The following is a 15680-nucleotide window of genomic DNA, read 5'->3' as shown; positions in this document are numbered from 1 at the left end:
AGAAACTCGAGAAACCCGAAACCCGGGACACCGCGTGACACGTACACGGCGGCGCACCTGAAGATACCCGCCCAGCGCTACCTGACCCAGAAAGACCTGGTCAACGAGCCGGGTTCTGCCGGAGCGGTGGAGCTTGTCCGTGCGCAGATTGGCAAGCCATTGGATGAGAAACTGTTCCTGAAACTGTAACCCGCAAAAAAGCCGCACCCTGTGCGGCTTTTTCGGGGGCGGCGACTCAGTGCGCAAACAGCGAGTTGCCCTTCTGCCCCGCCAGTTTTTCCGGTTTGATCAGGAAACGCGCCAGGGCCGGCAACAGCCACAGTGCACCGAACATGTTCCACAGCAACATGAAGGTCAGCATCAGGCCCATATCCGCCTGGAACTTGATGGCCGAGAAGATCCAGGTGCACACGCCGATCGCCAGGCACAGGCCGGTGAACAGCACGGCTTTACCGGTGGACTTGAGCGTCTGGTAGTACGCCTCCTGCAATGGCAAACCGGCACGCAGGAAGCTTTCCAGGCGGCTGTAGATGTAGATGCCGTAGTCCACGCCGATGCCCACACCCAGGGCCACCACCGGCAAGGTCGCGACCTTGACGCCGATGCCCATGAATGCCATCAGCGCGTTGCCCAGCACCGAGGTCAGCACCAGCGGCAGCACGATGCACAGCGTCGCGGCCCAGGAGCGGAAGGTGATCATGCACATGGTCGCCACGCACAGGTACACCAGGATCAGGATGGTCAGTTCCGACTCCTTGATCACTTCGTTGGTGGCCGCTTCGATCCCGGCGTTACCGGCGGCGAGGATGAATTCCAGGCCGTCCTTGTTGTTCTCCCTGGCAAAGTCCTGCACCGCATGCACCGCACGGTCGAGGGTCTCGGCCTTGTGGTCGTTGAGGAACACCAGCACCGGCGCCAGGGAACAGTTGTTGTTGTACAGGCCATCGGCACGGGCGATGGAGTTGTTCAGCACATCCGGGTTGCGCGACAGGGTTTCCCATTTCAGGTTGCCCTCGTTCATGCCCTTGATCATCTGCTTGGACACAGTCACCAGCGAAATCGCCGACTGCACGCCCTCGGTGTTCTGCATCTTCCACATCAGTTGGTCGATGGGCGCCATGGCTTCATAGCGCGAGCAACCTTCGGCCTTGGTCTTGACCATCACCACCAGCACGTCGGAACTGGTGGAGTAATTGCTGATGATGAAGTTGTTGTCCTTGTTGTAGCGCGAGTCCGGGCGCAACTCCGGCGCACCCTGGTCAAGGTCGCCGATCTTCAGGTTCTGGCTGTACCAGAGGCCGCCGCCAAAGGCGACAAGCGCCAGGGCGATGGAGATCGGCGCGACTTTCGGGTTGGCAAAATTCGACAGCAGGCGCCAGAACGAATGTTCGCGATTCGCGTCTTTCTTGCTCTTGGCGATGGCGCGCTTGCTGATACCGACATAGGAGATCGCTACCGGCAACAGGATCAGGTTGGTAAACACAATCACCGCCACGCCGATGGACGCGCCGATCGCCAGTTCACGGATTACACCGATGTCGATGATCAACAGCGTGATGAAGCCCACGGCGTCGGCCAGGATTGCGATCATCCCCGGCAGGAACAGTTGCCGAAAGGTGCGCCGGGCGGCGGTCAGCGCGTTGTCCGCCTCGCTGGACTGCAGCGCGATGCCGTTGATCTTCTGCACGCCGTGAGAGATCCCGATGGCGAAGATCAGGAACGGCACCAGCATCGAATAGGGATCAAGGCCGAAACCGAAGAAATGCATCAACCCCAGCTGCCAGATCACCGCCACCAGCGTGGTGCTCAACACCGCGACGGTGCTGCGCAGGCAGTTGGTGAACCACAGCAACAGAATCAGGGTGATAACAAACGCGATGCCGAAGAACATCACCACCATGACCAGGCCGTCGATCAGGTCACCGACCTTCTTGGCGAAGCCGACGATGTGGATCTTGACGTTGGGGTTCTGGGCTTCGAACTTGTCGCGGATCTTGTCTTCCAGTTCGTGGGAGAACTTGCGGTAGTCCAGGGCCAGCAACTTGCCCTGGTCCTGCGGGTCCGGGTAGGACTCCAACAGCGGGATGTCGACAATGCTCGACTTGAAATCGTTGGCCACCAGTCGCCCGACCTGGCCAGACTTGAGCACGTTGTTGCGCAGTTGATCGAGACTTTCCGGCGAGCCGTTGTAGCTCTGCGGGATCACTTCACCGCCGGCAAAACCCTCTTCGGTCACTTCGGTCCAGCGTACGCTGGGGCTCCACAGCGACTTGAGCCCCGAACGGTCGACGCCGGAGATGTAGAACACCTCGTCGTTGATCTGCCGCAGGGTCTCCATGTACTCCCTGGTAAAAATGTCACCGTCCTTGGCCTCCACCGAGATGCGCACCGTATTGCCCAGGTTGGCCAGGTCGTTGCGGTGTTCCATCATCTTTTCGATGAAGGGGTGCTTGAGGGGGATCATCTTTTCAAAGCTGGTGGACGGGCGTATCAACGTTGCCTGCCAGAACAGGAAAATACTCACCAGCAGGCAGATCACGATCACTGCCGGGCGGTTGTTGAAGATCAGGCGCTCAAGAAAGGTCGCTTTATCGTTGTGATGACTGCTCATAGTTCCCCGCCTTCTTCTTATTTTGGCTCTTTATTTCAGGAGCAGTTCGGCGCCAGTCGGCGTGGCAACCCGCACCCCACCCTGCCCGGCCAGAATCAAGTTGCCGTTGCCGGCCGCCGTGACGGACGACAGCGAAATCCGGTCCGGACGGTTGAACACGCTGAAGGTCAGCCCATCGTCATGGCTGACCACCACGCTGCCGCCGTTGCCCACCACGACGATGGCACCGTCCTCCAGCAACGCCGCGCCCGACAAACCAAACTCCAGCGCTCCCCGCGCCGCGTTCAATTCGACCTGTTCCCAGGTACTGCCGAAATCCGTGGAGCGGTACAGGTTGCCGCGCAAGCCGTAGGCCAACAGCGTTTGCGCTTGGGCGGTGCCGATCACGCCAAACAACGAACCCTCGTAGGGGCCTTCGAGTTTTTCCCAGGTCTGGCCGTCGTCACTGGAGCGGAACATGCTGCCCTGCTCGCCGACGATGAACAGGCCGGCCTCCTTGATGTGGGCAATGGCGTTGAGGTGATACTGGTCTTCGTTGTCGAGGCGGTCGCTGACGTCATTCCAGGTCTTGCCACCGTCGGTGGTTTCAATCAGCGCACCGTAGGCGCCCACGGCCAGGCCGTGGTTCGCGTCGTTGAACCACACATCGAGTAGAGGCGCTTCGCGCTTGAGGTCCTGATACTGCTGGCTCCAGGTCGCGCCGCCGTCGGTGCTGGCGAGGATCTGTGCATCGTGGCCGACCGCCCAGCCTTGCTTGTCATCGACAAAAAACACCGCCGTGAGCAATTGCCGGGTGGGGACTTTGGCTTGGGTCCAGGTGCTGCCCTGGTCGTCCGAATAGAGGATGTGCCCGCGATCACCGACCGCCACCAGGCGCTTGCCTGCGTGGACCACGTCGATCATCAGGCCCTTGGCGGCCTTGGGGGATTCAATCGCAAAAGTGGTATCGCCGGCGGCCTGGACGGAGGTCGACAACGCGGCTGACGCTACCCCCAGTCCAAACAGCGAGAGCGCTGCGGCCAGCATCGCAACCCTGCGTGCGGCGCGTGGGCGGCAGACAACCCACCCCATGACAGGCTCACTCATAGACCTTTCTCCCATTTATTATTGTTATCGCTCGCCTTCCGGGGCCTTGGAACCTGCAATCTAGAGCGCCTGGAGGAAGCAGGGCCATCCTATCGGGCTTTCGAATCGTCTGACAATCGGCGCTACGTTATCTTTTGTTAACTGCAGGCATTTGGCCCCATGGTGAATGTAGCTGCATTCGCCGGGGTGATTGCCAGCGCACAAATGAATTTTTATTCCATCTATTGAATTTAAGGAATTTTTATTCCATTAATAGCCTTCCTGAAAACAATAATCCAAAGGACCACGGCGATGCGTGAACTCGGAATCGGCTTGATCGGCACAGGCTTCATGGGCCGCGCCCATGCATTGGCATTCAATAACGCCCGTGCGGTATTCGAACTGCCGGTACACCTCAAGCTGGCCGCCCTGGCCGATGCCGACAGCGAACGCGCCCGGCGCTGTGCCACCGCCTGGGGGTTTGCCCAGGCCCATGGCGACTGGCAGGCGCTGATCAATGATCCGTGCGTCGATGTGGTGGCTATCACCACGCCCAACCATTTGCACTACCCCATGGCCATGGCCGCGATAGCCGCAGGCAAGGCGGTGTACTGCGAAAAACCCCTGGCCGTGAGCCTGGAACAGGCCGACGCGATGCGCCGCGCCGCCAGTGCCGCCGGGGTGGTGACGCGGGTCGGCTACAACTACCAGCACAATCCGATGATCACACTGGCGCGGCAGATGATTGCCAGCGGCGAGCTTGGCGAAATCATCAGCTTCCAGGGCGAGTTCAGCGAGGACTTCATGGCCAACCCGGCCTCCCCGTGGTCATGGCGGTGCGAAGTCGAACATGCCGGTGGCGCCCTGGCGGACCTGGGCAGTCATTTGTTGTCGATGGCCCGTTATCTGGTGGGGGATGTGCTGAGCGTGTGCGCCGACACCCAGACCGTCCACGGCCAGCGCCCTGCCGTCAAAGGCAGCGCCGAGCTGAAATCCATCGCCGTGGATGACCAGGTGCATGCCCTGCTGCGCTTCGCCAATGGCGCCCGAGGCACCGTCAGCAGCAGTTGGCTCAAGCACGGCTACAAGAACCACCTGAGCTTCGAGATCAGCGGGACGCAAGGCACCCTGGCGTTCGATCAGGAACGCTTGAATGAATTGCAGGTGTGCCGCGTAGGTCAGGAGGGGTTCCAGCGTTTGCTCGCCGGCCCTGCCCTGCCGGGTTATGCGGCGTTCAGCCCGGCGGCGGGGCATCAACTGGGGTACAACGAGCTGAAGACGCTGGAGGTGCAGGAGTTGATTCTGGCGCTGGCAGGCCAAGGTGCGGATGGCACGGACTTTGAAGCAGCGTGGGAGGTTGAGCGGCTGGCAACGGCGATTCGCGTAGCGGCCCGTGAAGAGCGCTGGGTAACCGTGAACGCCGTCTGAAACACAGCACAGGTCCATTGTGGAAGGGGGCTTGCCCCCTCCCACATTCGGATCATAGACAATTCGAGGTCAGCGCAAGGCCCGGCGCAATACTTTGCCGACGGTGGTCTTGGGCAGTTCGGTGCTACGGAACTCCACGAACTTGGGCACCTTGTACCCTGTCAAGTACTCCCGGCAATGCGCCAGAATCTGCTCCTGCGTGAGGTTCGGGTCCTTGCGCACCACGATGATCTTCACCTTCTCCCCCGTCACGCCATCTTCCACCCCAATCGCCGCCACTTCGCCCACGCCTGGATGCAGAGCCACCACATCCTCGATTTCATTGGGGTACACGTTGAAGCCCGAGACCAGGATCATGTCCTTCTTGCGGTCCACCAGGCGGATATAGCCGCGCTCGTCCATTACACCGATATCGCCGGTCGACAGCCACCCGTCGGCGTCCAGCACCTCGGCGGTCGCCTCCGGGCGTTTCCAGTAGCCCTGCATCACCTGCGGCCCGCGCACTTGCAGCTCGCCCTGCTCGCCGATGTCGGCCAGTTCGCCGTCTTCGCGCATGAAGCGCACCCAGGTCGATGGCAAGGGCACGCCGATGCTGCCGGTGAACTCCATCTCACGCATGCGCGCAATGTTGATCGGGCTGATACTCACCACCGGCGAACACTCGGTCAGGCCGTAGCCTTCGATGATCGGCAGCCCGGTGACTTCTTTCCAGCGCTTGGCCACCGCCGTGTGAGTGGCCATGCCGCCGGCGATCACCATGCGCAGGTCGGAAAAGTCCCGCGCACAGAACTCCTTGTTCTCCAACAAGCCGTTGAACAATGTGTTGACCCCGGCAATGCCGTTGAAACGCTCCTTGCGCAGGATCATCTGCACCCGTTTCACATCCCGTGGGTTGGCGATCAGGATGTTGCGCCCGCCCAGGCACATGAACATCAGGCAATTCACCGTCAGGGAAAAGATGTGGTAAAGCGGCAGCAAGGTGACGTTGGTTTCCTGCTTGTCCTGGTCCAGTTGGTCCCCCACCCACGCCTTGGCCTGCAGCAGGTTGGCGATGATATTGCGGTGGCTGAGCATCACGCCCTTGGCGTCGCCGGTGGTGCCGCCGGTGTATTGCAGAAACGCCAGGTCGTCCAGATACATCCCCACTGGAAAATGGTTGAGTGCCCGCCCCTGTTTCAGCACTTGGTTGAAGCGTACCGAACCGCGCAGGTTGAACGCCGGCACCTGTTTTTGCACACGGCGCAGGATGAAGTTCATCGCTGCGCCCTTGAAGGTGCCGAGCAGGTCACCGATGGCCGCGATCACCACGCGCTTGACGCTGCTGCCGGTGATGACTTTTTCCAGGGTGTGGGCGAAGTTCTCGAAGATCACCACGGTTTCTGCGCCGCTGTCCTTGAGCAGATGCTTGAGCTCATGGGCGGTGTACAACGGGTTGACATTGACCACTACCGCACCGGCCAGGATCGTGCCCAACAGGCAGATCGGGTACTGCAAGCAGTTGGGCATCATCAGCGCCACGCGGTCGCCCTGTTTGACCCCCTGCCCCTGCAGCCAGGCCGCAAAAGCGTAGCCTTGCACCTGCCAGTCGGCATAGGTCATTTCGGTGCCGATGCTGACGTACGCGACCCGCTCGCGAAACTTATCCAGGTGCTCCAGGAACACCTCGCGCAACGACGGATAGTCCTCGATACCGGCATCGATATCCGCCGGGACGCCAGGCAGGTAAGCGTTCAACCAGACCCGTTCGGTGTGTTCCAGGCTTACAGCGTTCATGGCAGTCTCCTTGTTGTTGTTTTTGATAGAGCTACTTTTCGACGATGGCGGTAATGCCCAGCCCGCCCGCCGCGCAGATGGAAATCAGGCCGCGCCCACCACCGTTCTCATGGATGATCTTGGCCAGCGCCGCCAGTTGGCGGCCACCGGTGGCCGCGAACGGGTGGCCGCAACCGAGTGAGCCACCGTTGACGTTCATTTTTGCGCGGTCAATGGCCCCCAGCGGTGCCTCCAGGCCTAGGCGCTCGCGGCAATAATCGGCGTCTTCCCAGGCCTTGAGCGTGCACAGCACCTGGGCGGCAAAGGCTTCGTGGATCTCGAAGAAATCAAAGTCGTTGAAGCTCAAACCTTCACGCTGGAGCATGCGCGGCACTGCGTAGGCCGGGGCCATCAAAAGGCCTTCGGTGCCGTCGACGAAGTTCACCGCGGCGGTTTCGCCGGTACGCAGGTAGGCCAGCACCGGCCAGCCGTGTTCGGCGGCCCACGCCTCGCTGGCCAACAACACCACCGAAGCGCCATCGGTCAGCGGCGTGGAATTGCCCGCCGTGAGCGTGCCGTCCTGGCGGTCGTAGGCCGGGGCCAGGCCGGCGAGTTTCTCCAGGCTGGCGTCGGCGCGCAGGTTGTTGTCCTTCGCCAGCCCGCGATGGGGGCTGATCAGATCGTCGAAGAAGCCGCGCTTGTAGGCCGCTTCCAGGCGCTGATGGCTGGTAAGGGTCAACTCATCCTGAGCCAGTCGCTTGATCTGCCAGCGCTTGGCCATTGCTTCGCAGTGCTCGCCCATGGACAAGCCGGTGCGTGGCTCGCCATTGCGAGGCAGCAATGGTTTGAAGAACATCGACGGCCGAACCTTGAGCAACGTCTTCAACTTGGCGCCCATGCCCTTGGCGCGGTTGGCAGCGAGCAAGGTGTGGCGCAGGGATTCGTTGATGCCGATCGGTGCGTCGGAGGTGGTATCGGAACCGCCGGCAATGCCCACCTCGATCTGGCCCAGGGCGATCTTGTTCGCCACCAGCAAGGCCGCTTCCAGGCCGGTGCCGCAGGCTTGCTGCACGTCGTAGGCCGGCGTGTCCGGGGACAAGGTGGTAGAGAGCAACGACTCACGTGCCAGGTTGAAATCGCGCGAGTGCTTGATCACCGCCCCGGCGGCAAACTCCCCGAGGCGCTGGCCGTGCAGGTTGTAACGGTCGACCAGGCCCTGCAAGGCGGCCACCAGCAGGTCCTGGTTGCTGTCGTGGGCGTACACCGTGTTGGAGCGGGCAAACGGGATGCGGTTACCGCCGATAATCGCCACGCGGCGGGTCGGCGGCGGGTTGAAGCTGTAGTCACTCATCGAACGCTCTCATTCCAAATGAATAGGCCACGCATATGGGGCTTGTCGCCGGCGAAGTTGCGCACTTCGAATTCACGGCGCGGGCCGGTCACGGGGCGATTCCACAGCGCTACCTGGCCGGGCAGGAAGATCGGCAGCTTGAAGTCGCAATGGGCCTCGGCCTGGTCCAGCCCGCCGGGTGGTTGCTGGGCGGCGAGCGCCCGGCCCAGGGTCCACATGCCATGGGCGATGGCACGGCGGAAACCGAAGAGTTTCGCGCCGATCAGCGAGGTGTGAATCGGGTTGAAATCCCCCGACACCCTGGCAAAACGCCGGCCCAGGTCGGCGGGCAACACCCAGCGTTGGGTGCGCAACAGCCCCTCCTCCTGCAACGGCAACACGTCGTCCCATGGCTGGCCGACCGGGTCCTTGACGTCCCGGCGCAGGTACAGGCTGTCGCTCTCCCAGACCAGGGTGTCGGCGCCGTAGGCTCGGGTGGCGATGCTCAGCGCCTGGCCTTTGGGATGGGCAACCCAACGCTCGGCATACACCTCCAGGCGCAACGCCTGGCCCGGGTGCAGGCGCTGGTGCTGGCGAATGCGATTGGCCAGGTGCACCATGCCGCTGGCCGGGTACGGGAAGCTTGGGCGCGTGAGCAGCATCAGGTGCAGCGGGAACGCCAGCACATGGGGATAGGACAACGGCACACCCTGCTGGCGGCGAAAACCGCAGGCGCGGCCATAGGCCTCAATGCCGGCGCCGGACAACTCTGCCGCCGCGCGCACCAGGCGCTCCCTGGGCAGCACCGGTGCGCCGTCGAGTTTGGGTTTGCGCAAGGCGCGCACGCCATCCAGCAGCAAGCGGGTGCGCGATGGCGGCGGGTCGATAATCTGCGTCGCATAGTCCATGGCTCAGGCCCCCAGCAGGCTTTGCCCGCACACGCGTACAACCTGGCCATTGACCCCGCCGGAAGCCGGGTGTGCCAGCCAGGCGATGGTCTCGGCCACATCAATCGGCTGACCGCCCTGGGACATCGAGTTCATGCGCCGCCCCGCTTCGCGGATCATCAGCGGGATTTTTGCGGTCATCTGGGTCTCGATGAACCCGGGCGCCACCGCATTCACCGTGACCTGCTGCGCCGCTGCATGGGGTGCAAGGCCTTGCACCAGGCCAATCACACCGGCCTTGGAGGTGGCATAATTGCTCTGGCCGAGGTTGCCGGCGATGCCGGAGATCGACGACACGCACACGATGCGCCCACCGGGATTGAGCCCCTGGTTGTCCAGCAACGCCTGGCTGAGTTGCAACGGTGCGTCGAGGTTGACGGCCAATACGCTGCGCCACGCCGCCTCGTGCATTTTGGCGATGGTTTTGTCACGGGTGATCCCGGCGTTGTGCACCACCACATCAAACCCGCCGTATTGGCTGGTGTGGGCCTGCAACAAGGCGGCAGCGTCCGGGGCAGTGATGTCCAGCGGCAACGCGGAACCGCCAACGCTGGTGGCGGCTTGCTGCAATGCGTCTTGCGCCTGGGGCACGTCCACGCACACCACATGCGCGCCCTCCCGGGCTAACACCTGGGCAATCGCCAGGCCGATGCCACGGGAAGCGCCGGTGACCAGGGCGCGGCGGCCGGCGAAGGGTTTGTCCCAGTTGACCGTGACCTGGCCATCTACCGGTTGTTCCAGGCGCACCACTTGCCCGGACACATAGGCCGAGCGGCGCGACAGGAAGAAACGCAGGCTGCTGTCCAGCGCGCCTGCGGCACCAGGCGCCACGTAGATCAACTGCACGGTGATCGCCCGGCGCAGCTCCTTGGCCAGCGAACGCACCAGTCCCTCAAGGGCGCGTTGGGCGATGGCCTGGGGCAAGTCCTGGCAATGTTCCGGCGCAGTACCGAGCACCACCACACGGCCATGGTGGCCGATGCGTTTGGCGTTGGCGTGGAAGAATTCATACAGCTCGTCCAATTGCTGCAGACTGGCCACGGCGCTGGCGTCAAACACTGCGCCCTGCACCTTGACCGTGGACGGTGCCTTGGGCGTGGCCGGGGTGGCCGTGACCGTGTCGGTGGCCGCGAACACACGCTGCACTTCAGTGGTCAGGCGCCCTGCCCCAGCGACGATCACCGGGTTGACCAGGCCGTGCTGGCCGCTGCGATGGCGTTGCAGCGGCAGCGGTTGCGGTAAACCCACGGCCTGGGCCAGGCGACGGCCCCAGGGGGAATTGACGAACGAGAGGTAGCTGTCACTCATAGATAGATTCACTCACCACACATACATGCCGTGTAAACCCGGTCTGTGTGGGAGGGGGATTGCCCCCTCCCACATTGATTGGTTTTTTTCCTAATTGACCGAGGCGTTTTCGCTTTGGCTGGCGCGACGTTTCGTCGTCGGCTCCAGCGCTTGCTTGCGCTGTTGCAACGCCTCCAGCAAGCCGAAGTCCTGCGGGAAGTCGTCCACCTGAATGCCGTGGTCGGCGTATTCCACATAACGCCCGAGCAAGGTGTCTTCGTCGTCGCTGATCAGGTCCAGTGCCCGCGCCTTGACGCGCCAGGTCGTGAACGCCGTGGCGGAGATCGGCATCGGCTCGATCAGGCCCTGCTTGACGGCGGATTTGAGCCGGGCCTCGATCAGCTCCACTTGCGGCAACAGGCGAAAGCCCAATTCGCCATAGGCCAGCTTGTCGATTTCCGGACGCGGGATGTAGGAATTGGCCAGCAGGCGGTCGCGGGTTTCCCCCGGCGTCTGCACCACATCGGCCACCTGGGCCAGCAGGCGGTCCGACGGTTTGCGCAGCGGGATACCGAAGGGGAACGTCAAGGCCTTCAGCACGGAGGCGGCGGCTTTCGACGGGTAATTGTCGAGCACTTCGGCCAGTGCTTCATGGGCGCGCAGCAAGGCGTCCTGGGCCGCCCAGTGTACCAGCGGCAAATCCGCCTGGGGCCGGCCGTCATCCTCAAAGCGCTTGAGCACGCAGGACAGGATGTACAGCTGCGACAGAATATCCCCCAGGCGCCCGGTGATACTTTCCTTGCGCTTGAGGGCACCGCCCAGCACGCCCATGGAAATGTCCGAGACCAATGCCAGCACCACCGACAGGCGATTGGCCTGGCGGTAGTAGGACGCCAGCGCCGGGTCGGTCTTTGCCGGGGCAGAAATCAGCCGGCCGCCTGTCAGGGAATGCACCACAGCACGCACGGTGTTGGCCAATACAAAGCTCACATGGCCGAACATGGCACTGTCGAATGCCTCCAGCGCCTTGCGCCGATCAGGGTTGCGCGCCGCTTCCATCTCGCGGAACACATAGGGATGGCAACGGATCAGGCCCTGGCCAAAGATGATCAGGCAGCGCGTCATGATGTTCGCGCCTTCCACCGTAATGGCGATGGGGCTTTGCTGATAGGCGCGGGCCAGGAAGTTATTCGGGCCCATGCAGATGCCTTTGCCGGCGACGATGTCCATGCCGTCATTGACGATGATCCGCGCCCGTTCGGTAACGTGGTACTTGGCAATGGCCGAGATCACCGAAGGTTTTTCACCGGCATCCAGGGATGCTACCGACACCTTACGCACCGCATCACAGGCATACAGGTGCCCGGCCATGCGCGCCAAGGGCGCCTGTACCCCCTCGAACTTGCCGATGGGCAGGCCGAACTGTTTACGCATCGCCGCATACGCGGTCGTGCCGCGCACCGCGACCTTGCCCAGGCCGACGTTGGCCGATGGCAGGGAAATCGCGCGCCCGGCGGCCAGGCATTCCATCAGCATGCGCCAGCCGTTGCCGACTTGTTCGCGCCCGCCGATCACCCATTCCAGCGGGATGAACACATCCTTGCCGGTGGTAGGACCGTTCTGGAACACGGCGTTGAGTGGCCAATGGCGGCGACCGCTGTTGACGCCTGGGTGAGACGTAGGAATCAACGCGCAGGTGATGCCCAGCGAACCCGGCGCCCCCAACAGCCCGTCCGGGTCTTCTGCGCGAAACGCCAGGCCGAGTACCGTGGCGATCGGACCAAGGGTGATATAGCGCTTGTCCCAGGTCACCCGGAAGCCCAGCACTTCCTCGCCTTCATGCATCCCTTTGCAGACGATGCCCAGATCGGGAATCGCCCCGGCATCGGAGCCGGCATACGGGCTGGTCAGGGCAAAGCACGGGATGTCTTCACCCCGTGCCAGACGCGGCAGGTAGTAATTGCGCTGGGCGTCGGTGCCGTAGTGCAGCAGCAGTTCGGCCGGGCCGAGGGAATTGGGCACCATCACCGAAATCGCCGCCGCCGAGCAGCGCGTCGACAGCTTCATCACCACCTGCGAGTGCGCATAGTGGGAAAAGCCTTTGCCGCCGTACTGCTTGGGAATGATCATGCCGAGGAAACCGGCGTCCTTGGTGTATTGCCAGCCCTCGGGGGACATGTCCTGCCAGACCTGGGTGGTTTCCCAATCGTTGGCGATGTCGCACAGGGTTTCCACTTCATTGTCGAGGAAGGCCTGCTCTTCGGCGCTCAGGCTGGCGGGCGCGGCTTGCAACAGGCGCTGCCAGTCAGGCTTGCCGCTGAACAGCTCGGCGTCCCACCACACGGTGCCAGACTCGATGGCCGCGCGTTCGGTATCGGACATGGCGGGCATGATTGTACGAAACAGCGCCAGAGCCTTGCTGGTGAGCAAGGTGCGGCGCAGGGGTTTGATGGTCATCAGCACTGCAGGCAGAAGCACCAGGAGCGCCGCGACGGTCATGCCGAAACCGGCGACCACGTTGAACAGATAACCGGCTGCCAGCCAGATCAGGCCAGCGCCCAGCCAGTGAATGGCAGCAGCTTGTCGATACGCCAGGGCAATCGCAGCTGCGACACCCACCAATAACCAGATAACCATGGGGATACCTCTACTCGATCAGGGCGTGGCAAACACTATGCAGCTCGAAATGAGCGGCGGCGTAAAGCCACACTACAAACTCGGAAAAGCAAATTCAAATTTTATTTTGAAATTTTTATTTAATTCATTGGCGAAAAAATAGCGGCTGAACCCGTCAGCCTGCTCAAGTGATAGTGAAGAGCTCATCACCTCTGAATAGGAGGACGCTCACAGATAAGGGCAGCAAGATGCGCTTGATGCCCTTCTCCATCATCCTCTTAACGTCAGAACGCGTAGGTTGCCGAGAGACTGACCACATCGCCCGACGATTCTGCTTTACCGTCAAGGCTGGCGCCCCCCAGGCGATCGACGTTCTTGGTCTTCAGCTTGACCTCCTGTACGAACTGGTGGGAGTAGGCCACGTCAAAACTCAAGCCCTTTATCGCTTTCACATCGTACCCGGCTCCGAGTGAGAGGAAGGTGCGGTCGCCGTCCGGAATCCGTGGATCGCGGGTCGAATTACGCGTTGGCGTCTGGTCAATAGCGACACCGGCACGCAGGGTCAACTCATCGGTAGCGCGGAAGTCGCCACCGACCGAATACATCCACGTATCTTTGTAGTTGTAAGGAATAGAGACGATATTGATATCGCCAGACTTCAGCGTGAGATCCTTGAACGATGACCATTGCGTCCACACCACACTCGCGCCCAAGGTGAAGCGGTCGTTGAATTGGTGCACCCAGTCAAAGCCAGCCGTGGCCGGAATATCGAGCTGGGTACTGGCATGGGCACCATCGGGGAACAGTTTTAGGCCTGGGTAAGCCACTTCAACCAATGTTCCGTTGCCACCTATCGGGCTGGGTTGGGTCATCAAGGCATTGTTATACGCGTCCGCCCGAATATTGTACTTGCCCGTCATCTTGTTCTTGATCTTGGCATGATAGTTAAGGCCCAAGGTGTCTTGATCAGTCGGTTTCCAGGTCACACCGGTAAACCAGCCTGTCGAAATATTGTCGACCTTGACCCGCATCAGCGCGCCCCCCACGCCTGAGGGAAATTGGACACCACTCAGCTCAGGGCTGTTGGAAAGGGAAGCCGCGGAAAACAAATCGATGTTCTGGCTCACAAAACCTTTGCTGTGCTGAACAATCAAACCGCCACCAATGGAAAACTGATCATTGACCTTGAATGAAAGAGAGCCTGTCAACCCAACGGTTTCGATCTTTGTATCCACGGCAAAATCACGGAATTTGGAGTCCTCATTCCATGTCGAACGCATGCCTTGGGGCACCACCTGGCTCAAACCGAAAGCGAAGCGGTCGCCAAGTGGCACTACCATGAACCCTGTCGGCAACCACGCCGTAAACCCGCCTTGTCCCCCATCGTTGTTGTTCACCGCAGCCGCCGATATATCGGGAAAACCGTTGTCCCCAATTGGAATATTGGAAATAGGGTCGCCTTTGTAATCATTGGCGCTCCCCTTGTATTTGATCTTGATGCGCGCGTAATCGACCGTAAACTGCGCAACGTTATGTTCTACGAAAGCCATGGCTGCCGGGTTGTTGTACGCAGAACTCGGATCGTTCTTGAACAACGAACCGCCAGCAAATGCCCGACCCCAACCAGGTGCCCCATAAGTAGGCGTAGAGAAACCGCCGGCGTGCACAGGCGCGGCAGCCATCACCCCTCCCATTAATGCCAAGCCCAGCAGAACCTGTACCTGTTGTTTTTTATTATTCATACGGCACTCCTTATTGTTATCTCACTGAGTCGGCCCCAGCCGACTCGTGTTGCTACTTGGTTTTCCTGATTTGCTGTGCATCCCGCTCAGGGAAGCACGGTAATACCTGGGGCCACGGCGCCTAGGCTGACAATGGTGCAGCCACCTGTAAGTGCCTGGTTGCTCGCGCCCACACTCAAGCCGCCAGGTGTATTAGCCAGCGAGACAGAGACGGTGGATGGAGCACAATGAGTCGCAGGCCACGCGGGAGAGGTCGTCGCGTAGGTCAAGGCCATGCCGGTGATTTGACCAGTGGCGATGCTGGTAGGCGTCAACCGCCAGGGTAAATCAGTGGGCTGATACAGGGCACAGATCGCCCCTCCGGAAAGTGACACGGTGTTGATTCTCAGCCCTGCACCCTCTGGCTCCACCACGCCTGTAAATGCGAAGCTGCAGTTGACCGCAGCTCCAAATGTCGACGCGGATTTAATGGTTATAGTCCCGCCCGAACGGGTCGTTAAAATCGCGCCGGGTGGACTGAAAGACGCCGCATTGGCAACCGCTCCCAGGCCAAGACACAACACTATCGAGCCTGCCTTTACGAGTGCTATCAAACTCTTCATTACCTTTTCTTCCCTGTGTGACGGTTGATATGAGCGTGAACTGTTATTCAAGGAATAAAAATAGCGTTGGAAACTTCGTCATTCATCTATATCACCGTACCGTCGCCAGCCAGCACTTGATGGGTTGCTGAAACATCAAGACCACCGGGGCCATTGCCAATACTCACGTTAATAGGCGGCCATCGGCACTGCCGCAGAACTAAATCAAGCAAACAAACACGTGCGATCACAGTCGTCTTTTGCACTTGACGTATTCCACTCTGAACTAATGACAGCGTTCACTCGGTATAAATGGACACT

Annotated in this window: 10 protein-coding genes; 1 reads left to right on the top strand and 9 read right to left on the bottom strand. The window is 61.1% G+C overall.

The window, feature by feature from the left end:
- Positions 1–235: 235 nt before the first annotated feature.
- Complete coding sequence (locus tag K5K89_RS14195) at positions 236–2611, bottom strand: efflux RND transporter permease subunit (protein ID WP_071487961.1); 2376 nt, start codon at positions 2609–2611, stop codon at positions 236–238.
- 30 nt (positions 2612–2641) lie between these two features.
- Entirely contained in the window at positions 2642–3682 is a 1041-nt protein-coding gene (locus K5K89_RS14190) for a WD40/YVTN/BNR-like repeat-containing protein (protein WP_071487962.1), read from the bottom strand.
- A gap of 306 nt (positions 3683–3988) precedes the next feature.
- On the opposite strand from K5K89_RS14190, the gene K5K89_RS14185 reads away from it, so the two are divergent.
- On the top strand, positions 3989–5104 hold the full coding sequence (locus K5K89_RS14185; protein WP_071487963.1) for a Gfo/Idh/MocA family protein: 1116 nt from the start codon (positions 3989–3991) through the stop codon (positions 5102–5104).
- 69 nt (positions 5105–5173) lie between these two features.
- Here the strand turns inward: K5K89_RS14185 and K5K89_RS14180 are convergent, their stop codons facing one another.
- From K5K89_RS14180 to praB, 7 genes are all read right to left on the bottom strand, one after another.
- Positions 5174–6877, bottom strand: coding sequence for an AMP-binding protein (locus tag K5K89_RS14180; protein WP_222541663.1), 1704 nt, complete (start codon positions 6875–6877; stop codon positions 5174–5176).
- A 31-nt stretch (positions 6878–6908) separates the two neighbouring features.
- Positions 6909–8207 carry an acetyl-CoA C-acetyltransferase gene (locus tag K5K89_RS14175; RefSeq protein WP_222541662.1) on the bottom strand — a complete coding sequence of 433 codons (1299 nt, stop codon included), beginning with the start codon at positions 8205–8207 and terminating at the stop codon, positions 6909–6911.
- On the bottom strand, positions 8204–9094 hold the full coding sequence (locus K5K89_RS14170; protein WP_071487966.1) for a MaoC/PaaZ C-terminal domain-containing protein: 891 nt from the start codon (positions 9092–9094) through the stop codon (positions 8204–8206). Before K5K89_RS14170 ends, K5K89_RS14175 begins: the two co-directional genes overlap by 4 nt.
- 3 nt (positions 9095–9097) lie before the next feature.
- Positions 9098–10441 carry a 3-oxoacyl-ACP reductase gene (locus K5K89_RS14165; protein ID WP_222541661.1) on the bottom strand — a complete coding sequence of 448 codons (1344 nt, stop codon included), beginning with the start codon at positions 10439–10441 and terminating at the stop codon, positions 9098–9100.
- A 90-nt stretch (positions 10442–10531) separates the two neighbouring features.
- Positions 10532–13057, bottom strand: a complete 2526-nt coding sequence (locus K5K89_RS14160) for an acyl-CoA dehydrogenase (RefSeq protein ID WP_222541660.1) — start codon at positions 13055–13057, stop codon at positions 10532–10534.
- A 263-nt stretch (positions 13058–13320) separates the two neighbouring features.
- Positions 13321–14778 carry an outer membrane protein transport protein gene (locus K5K89_RS14155; RefSeq protein ID WP_222541659.1) on the bottom strand — a complete coding sequence of 486 codons (1458 nt, stop codon included), beginning with the start codon at positions 14776–14778 and terminating at the stop codon, positions 13321–13323.
- A gap of 86 nt (positions 14779–14864) precedes the next feature.
- On the bottom strand, positions 14865–15380 hold the full coding sequence (praB, locus tag K5K89_RS28795) for an alkane oxidation protein activator PraB (RefSeq protein WP_315901969.1): 516 nt from the start codon (positions 15378–15380) through the stop codon (positions 14865–14867).
- Positions 15381–15680 lie beyond the last annotated feature (300 nt).

Source organism: Pseudomonas sp. DR208 (genome assembly GCF_019823005.1).
GTDB lineage: Bacteria > Pseudomonadota > Gammaproteobacteria > Pseudomonadales > Pseudomonadaceae > Aquipseudomonas > Aquipseudomonas extremorientalis.
The sequence above is the reverse complement of the archived record's forward strand: the minus strand, read 5'-3'. Positions and strand labels throughout refer to the sequence as shown.

Excerpts from the sequence above, each read along its gene's own strand:
- K5K89_RS14195 (WP_071487961.1), bottom strand. The coding sequence starts at position 2,611 with ATGAGCAGTCATCACAACGATAAAGCGACCTTTCTTGAGCGCCTGATC.
- K5K89_RS14190 (WP_071487962.1), bottom strand. The coding sequence starts at position 3,682 with ATGGGGTGGGTTGTCTGCCGCCCACGCGCCGCACGCAGGGTTGCGATG.
- K5K89_RS14185 (WP_071487963.1), top strand. The coding sequence starts at position 3,989 with ATGCGTGAACTCGGAATCGGCTTGATCGGCACAGGCTTCATGGGCCGC.
- K5K89_RS14180 (WP_222541663.1), bottom strand. The coding sequence starts at position 6,877 with ATGAACGCTGTAAGCCTGGAACACACCGAACGGGTCTGGTTGAACGCT.
- K5K89_RS14175 (WP_222541662.1), bottom strand. The coding sequence starts at position 8,207 with ATGAGTGACTACAGCTTCAACCCGCCGCCGACCCGCCGCGTGGCGATT.
- K5K89_RS14170 (WP_071487966.1), bottom strand. The coding sequence starts at position 9,094 with ATGGACTATGCGACGCAGATTATCGACCCGCCGCCATCGCGCACCCGC.
- K5K89_RS14165 (WP_222541661.1), bottom strand. The coding sequence starts at position 10,441 with ATGAGTGACAGCTACCTCTCGTTCGTCAATTCCCCCTGGGGCCGTCGC.
- K5K89_RS14160 (WP_222541660.1), bottom strand. The coding sequence starts at position 13,057 with ATGGTTATCTGGTTATTGGTGGGTGTCGCAGCTGCGATTGCCCTGGCG.
- K5K89_RS14155 (WP_222541659.1), bottom strand. The coding sequence starts at position 14,778 with ATGAATAATAAAAAACAACAGGTACAGGTTCTGCTGGGCTTGGCATTA.
- praB (WP_315901969.1), bottom strand. The coding sequence starts at position 15,380 with ATGAAGAGTTTGATAGCACTCGTAAAGGCAGGCTCGATAGTGTTGTGT.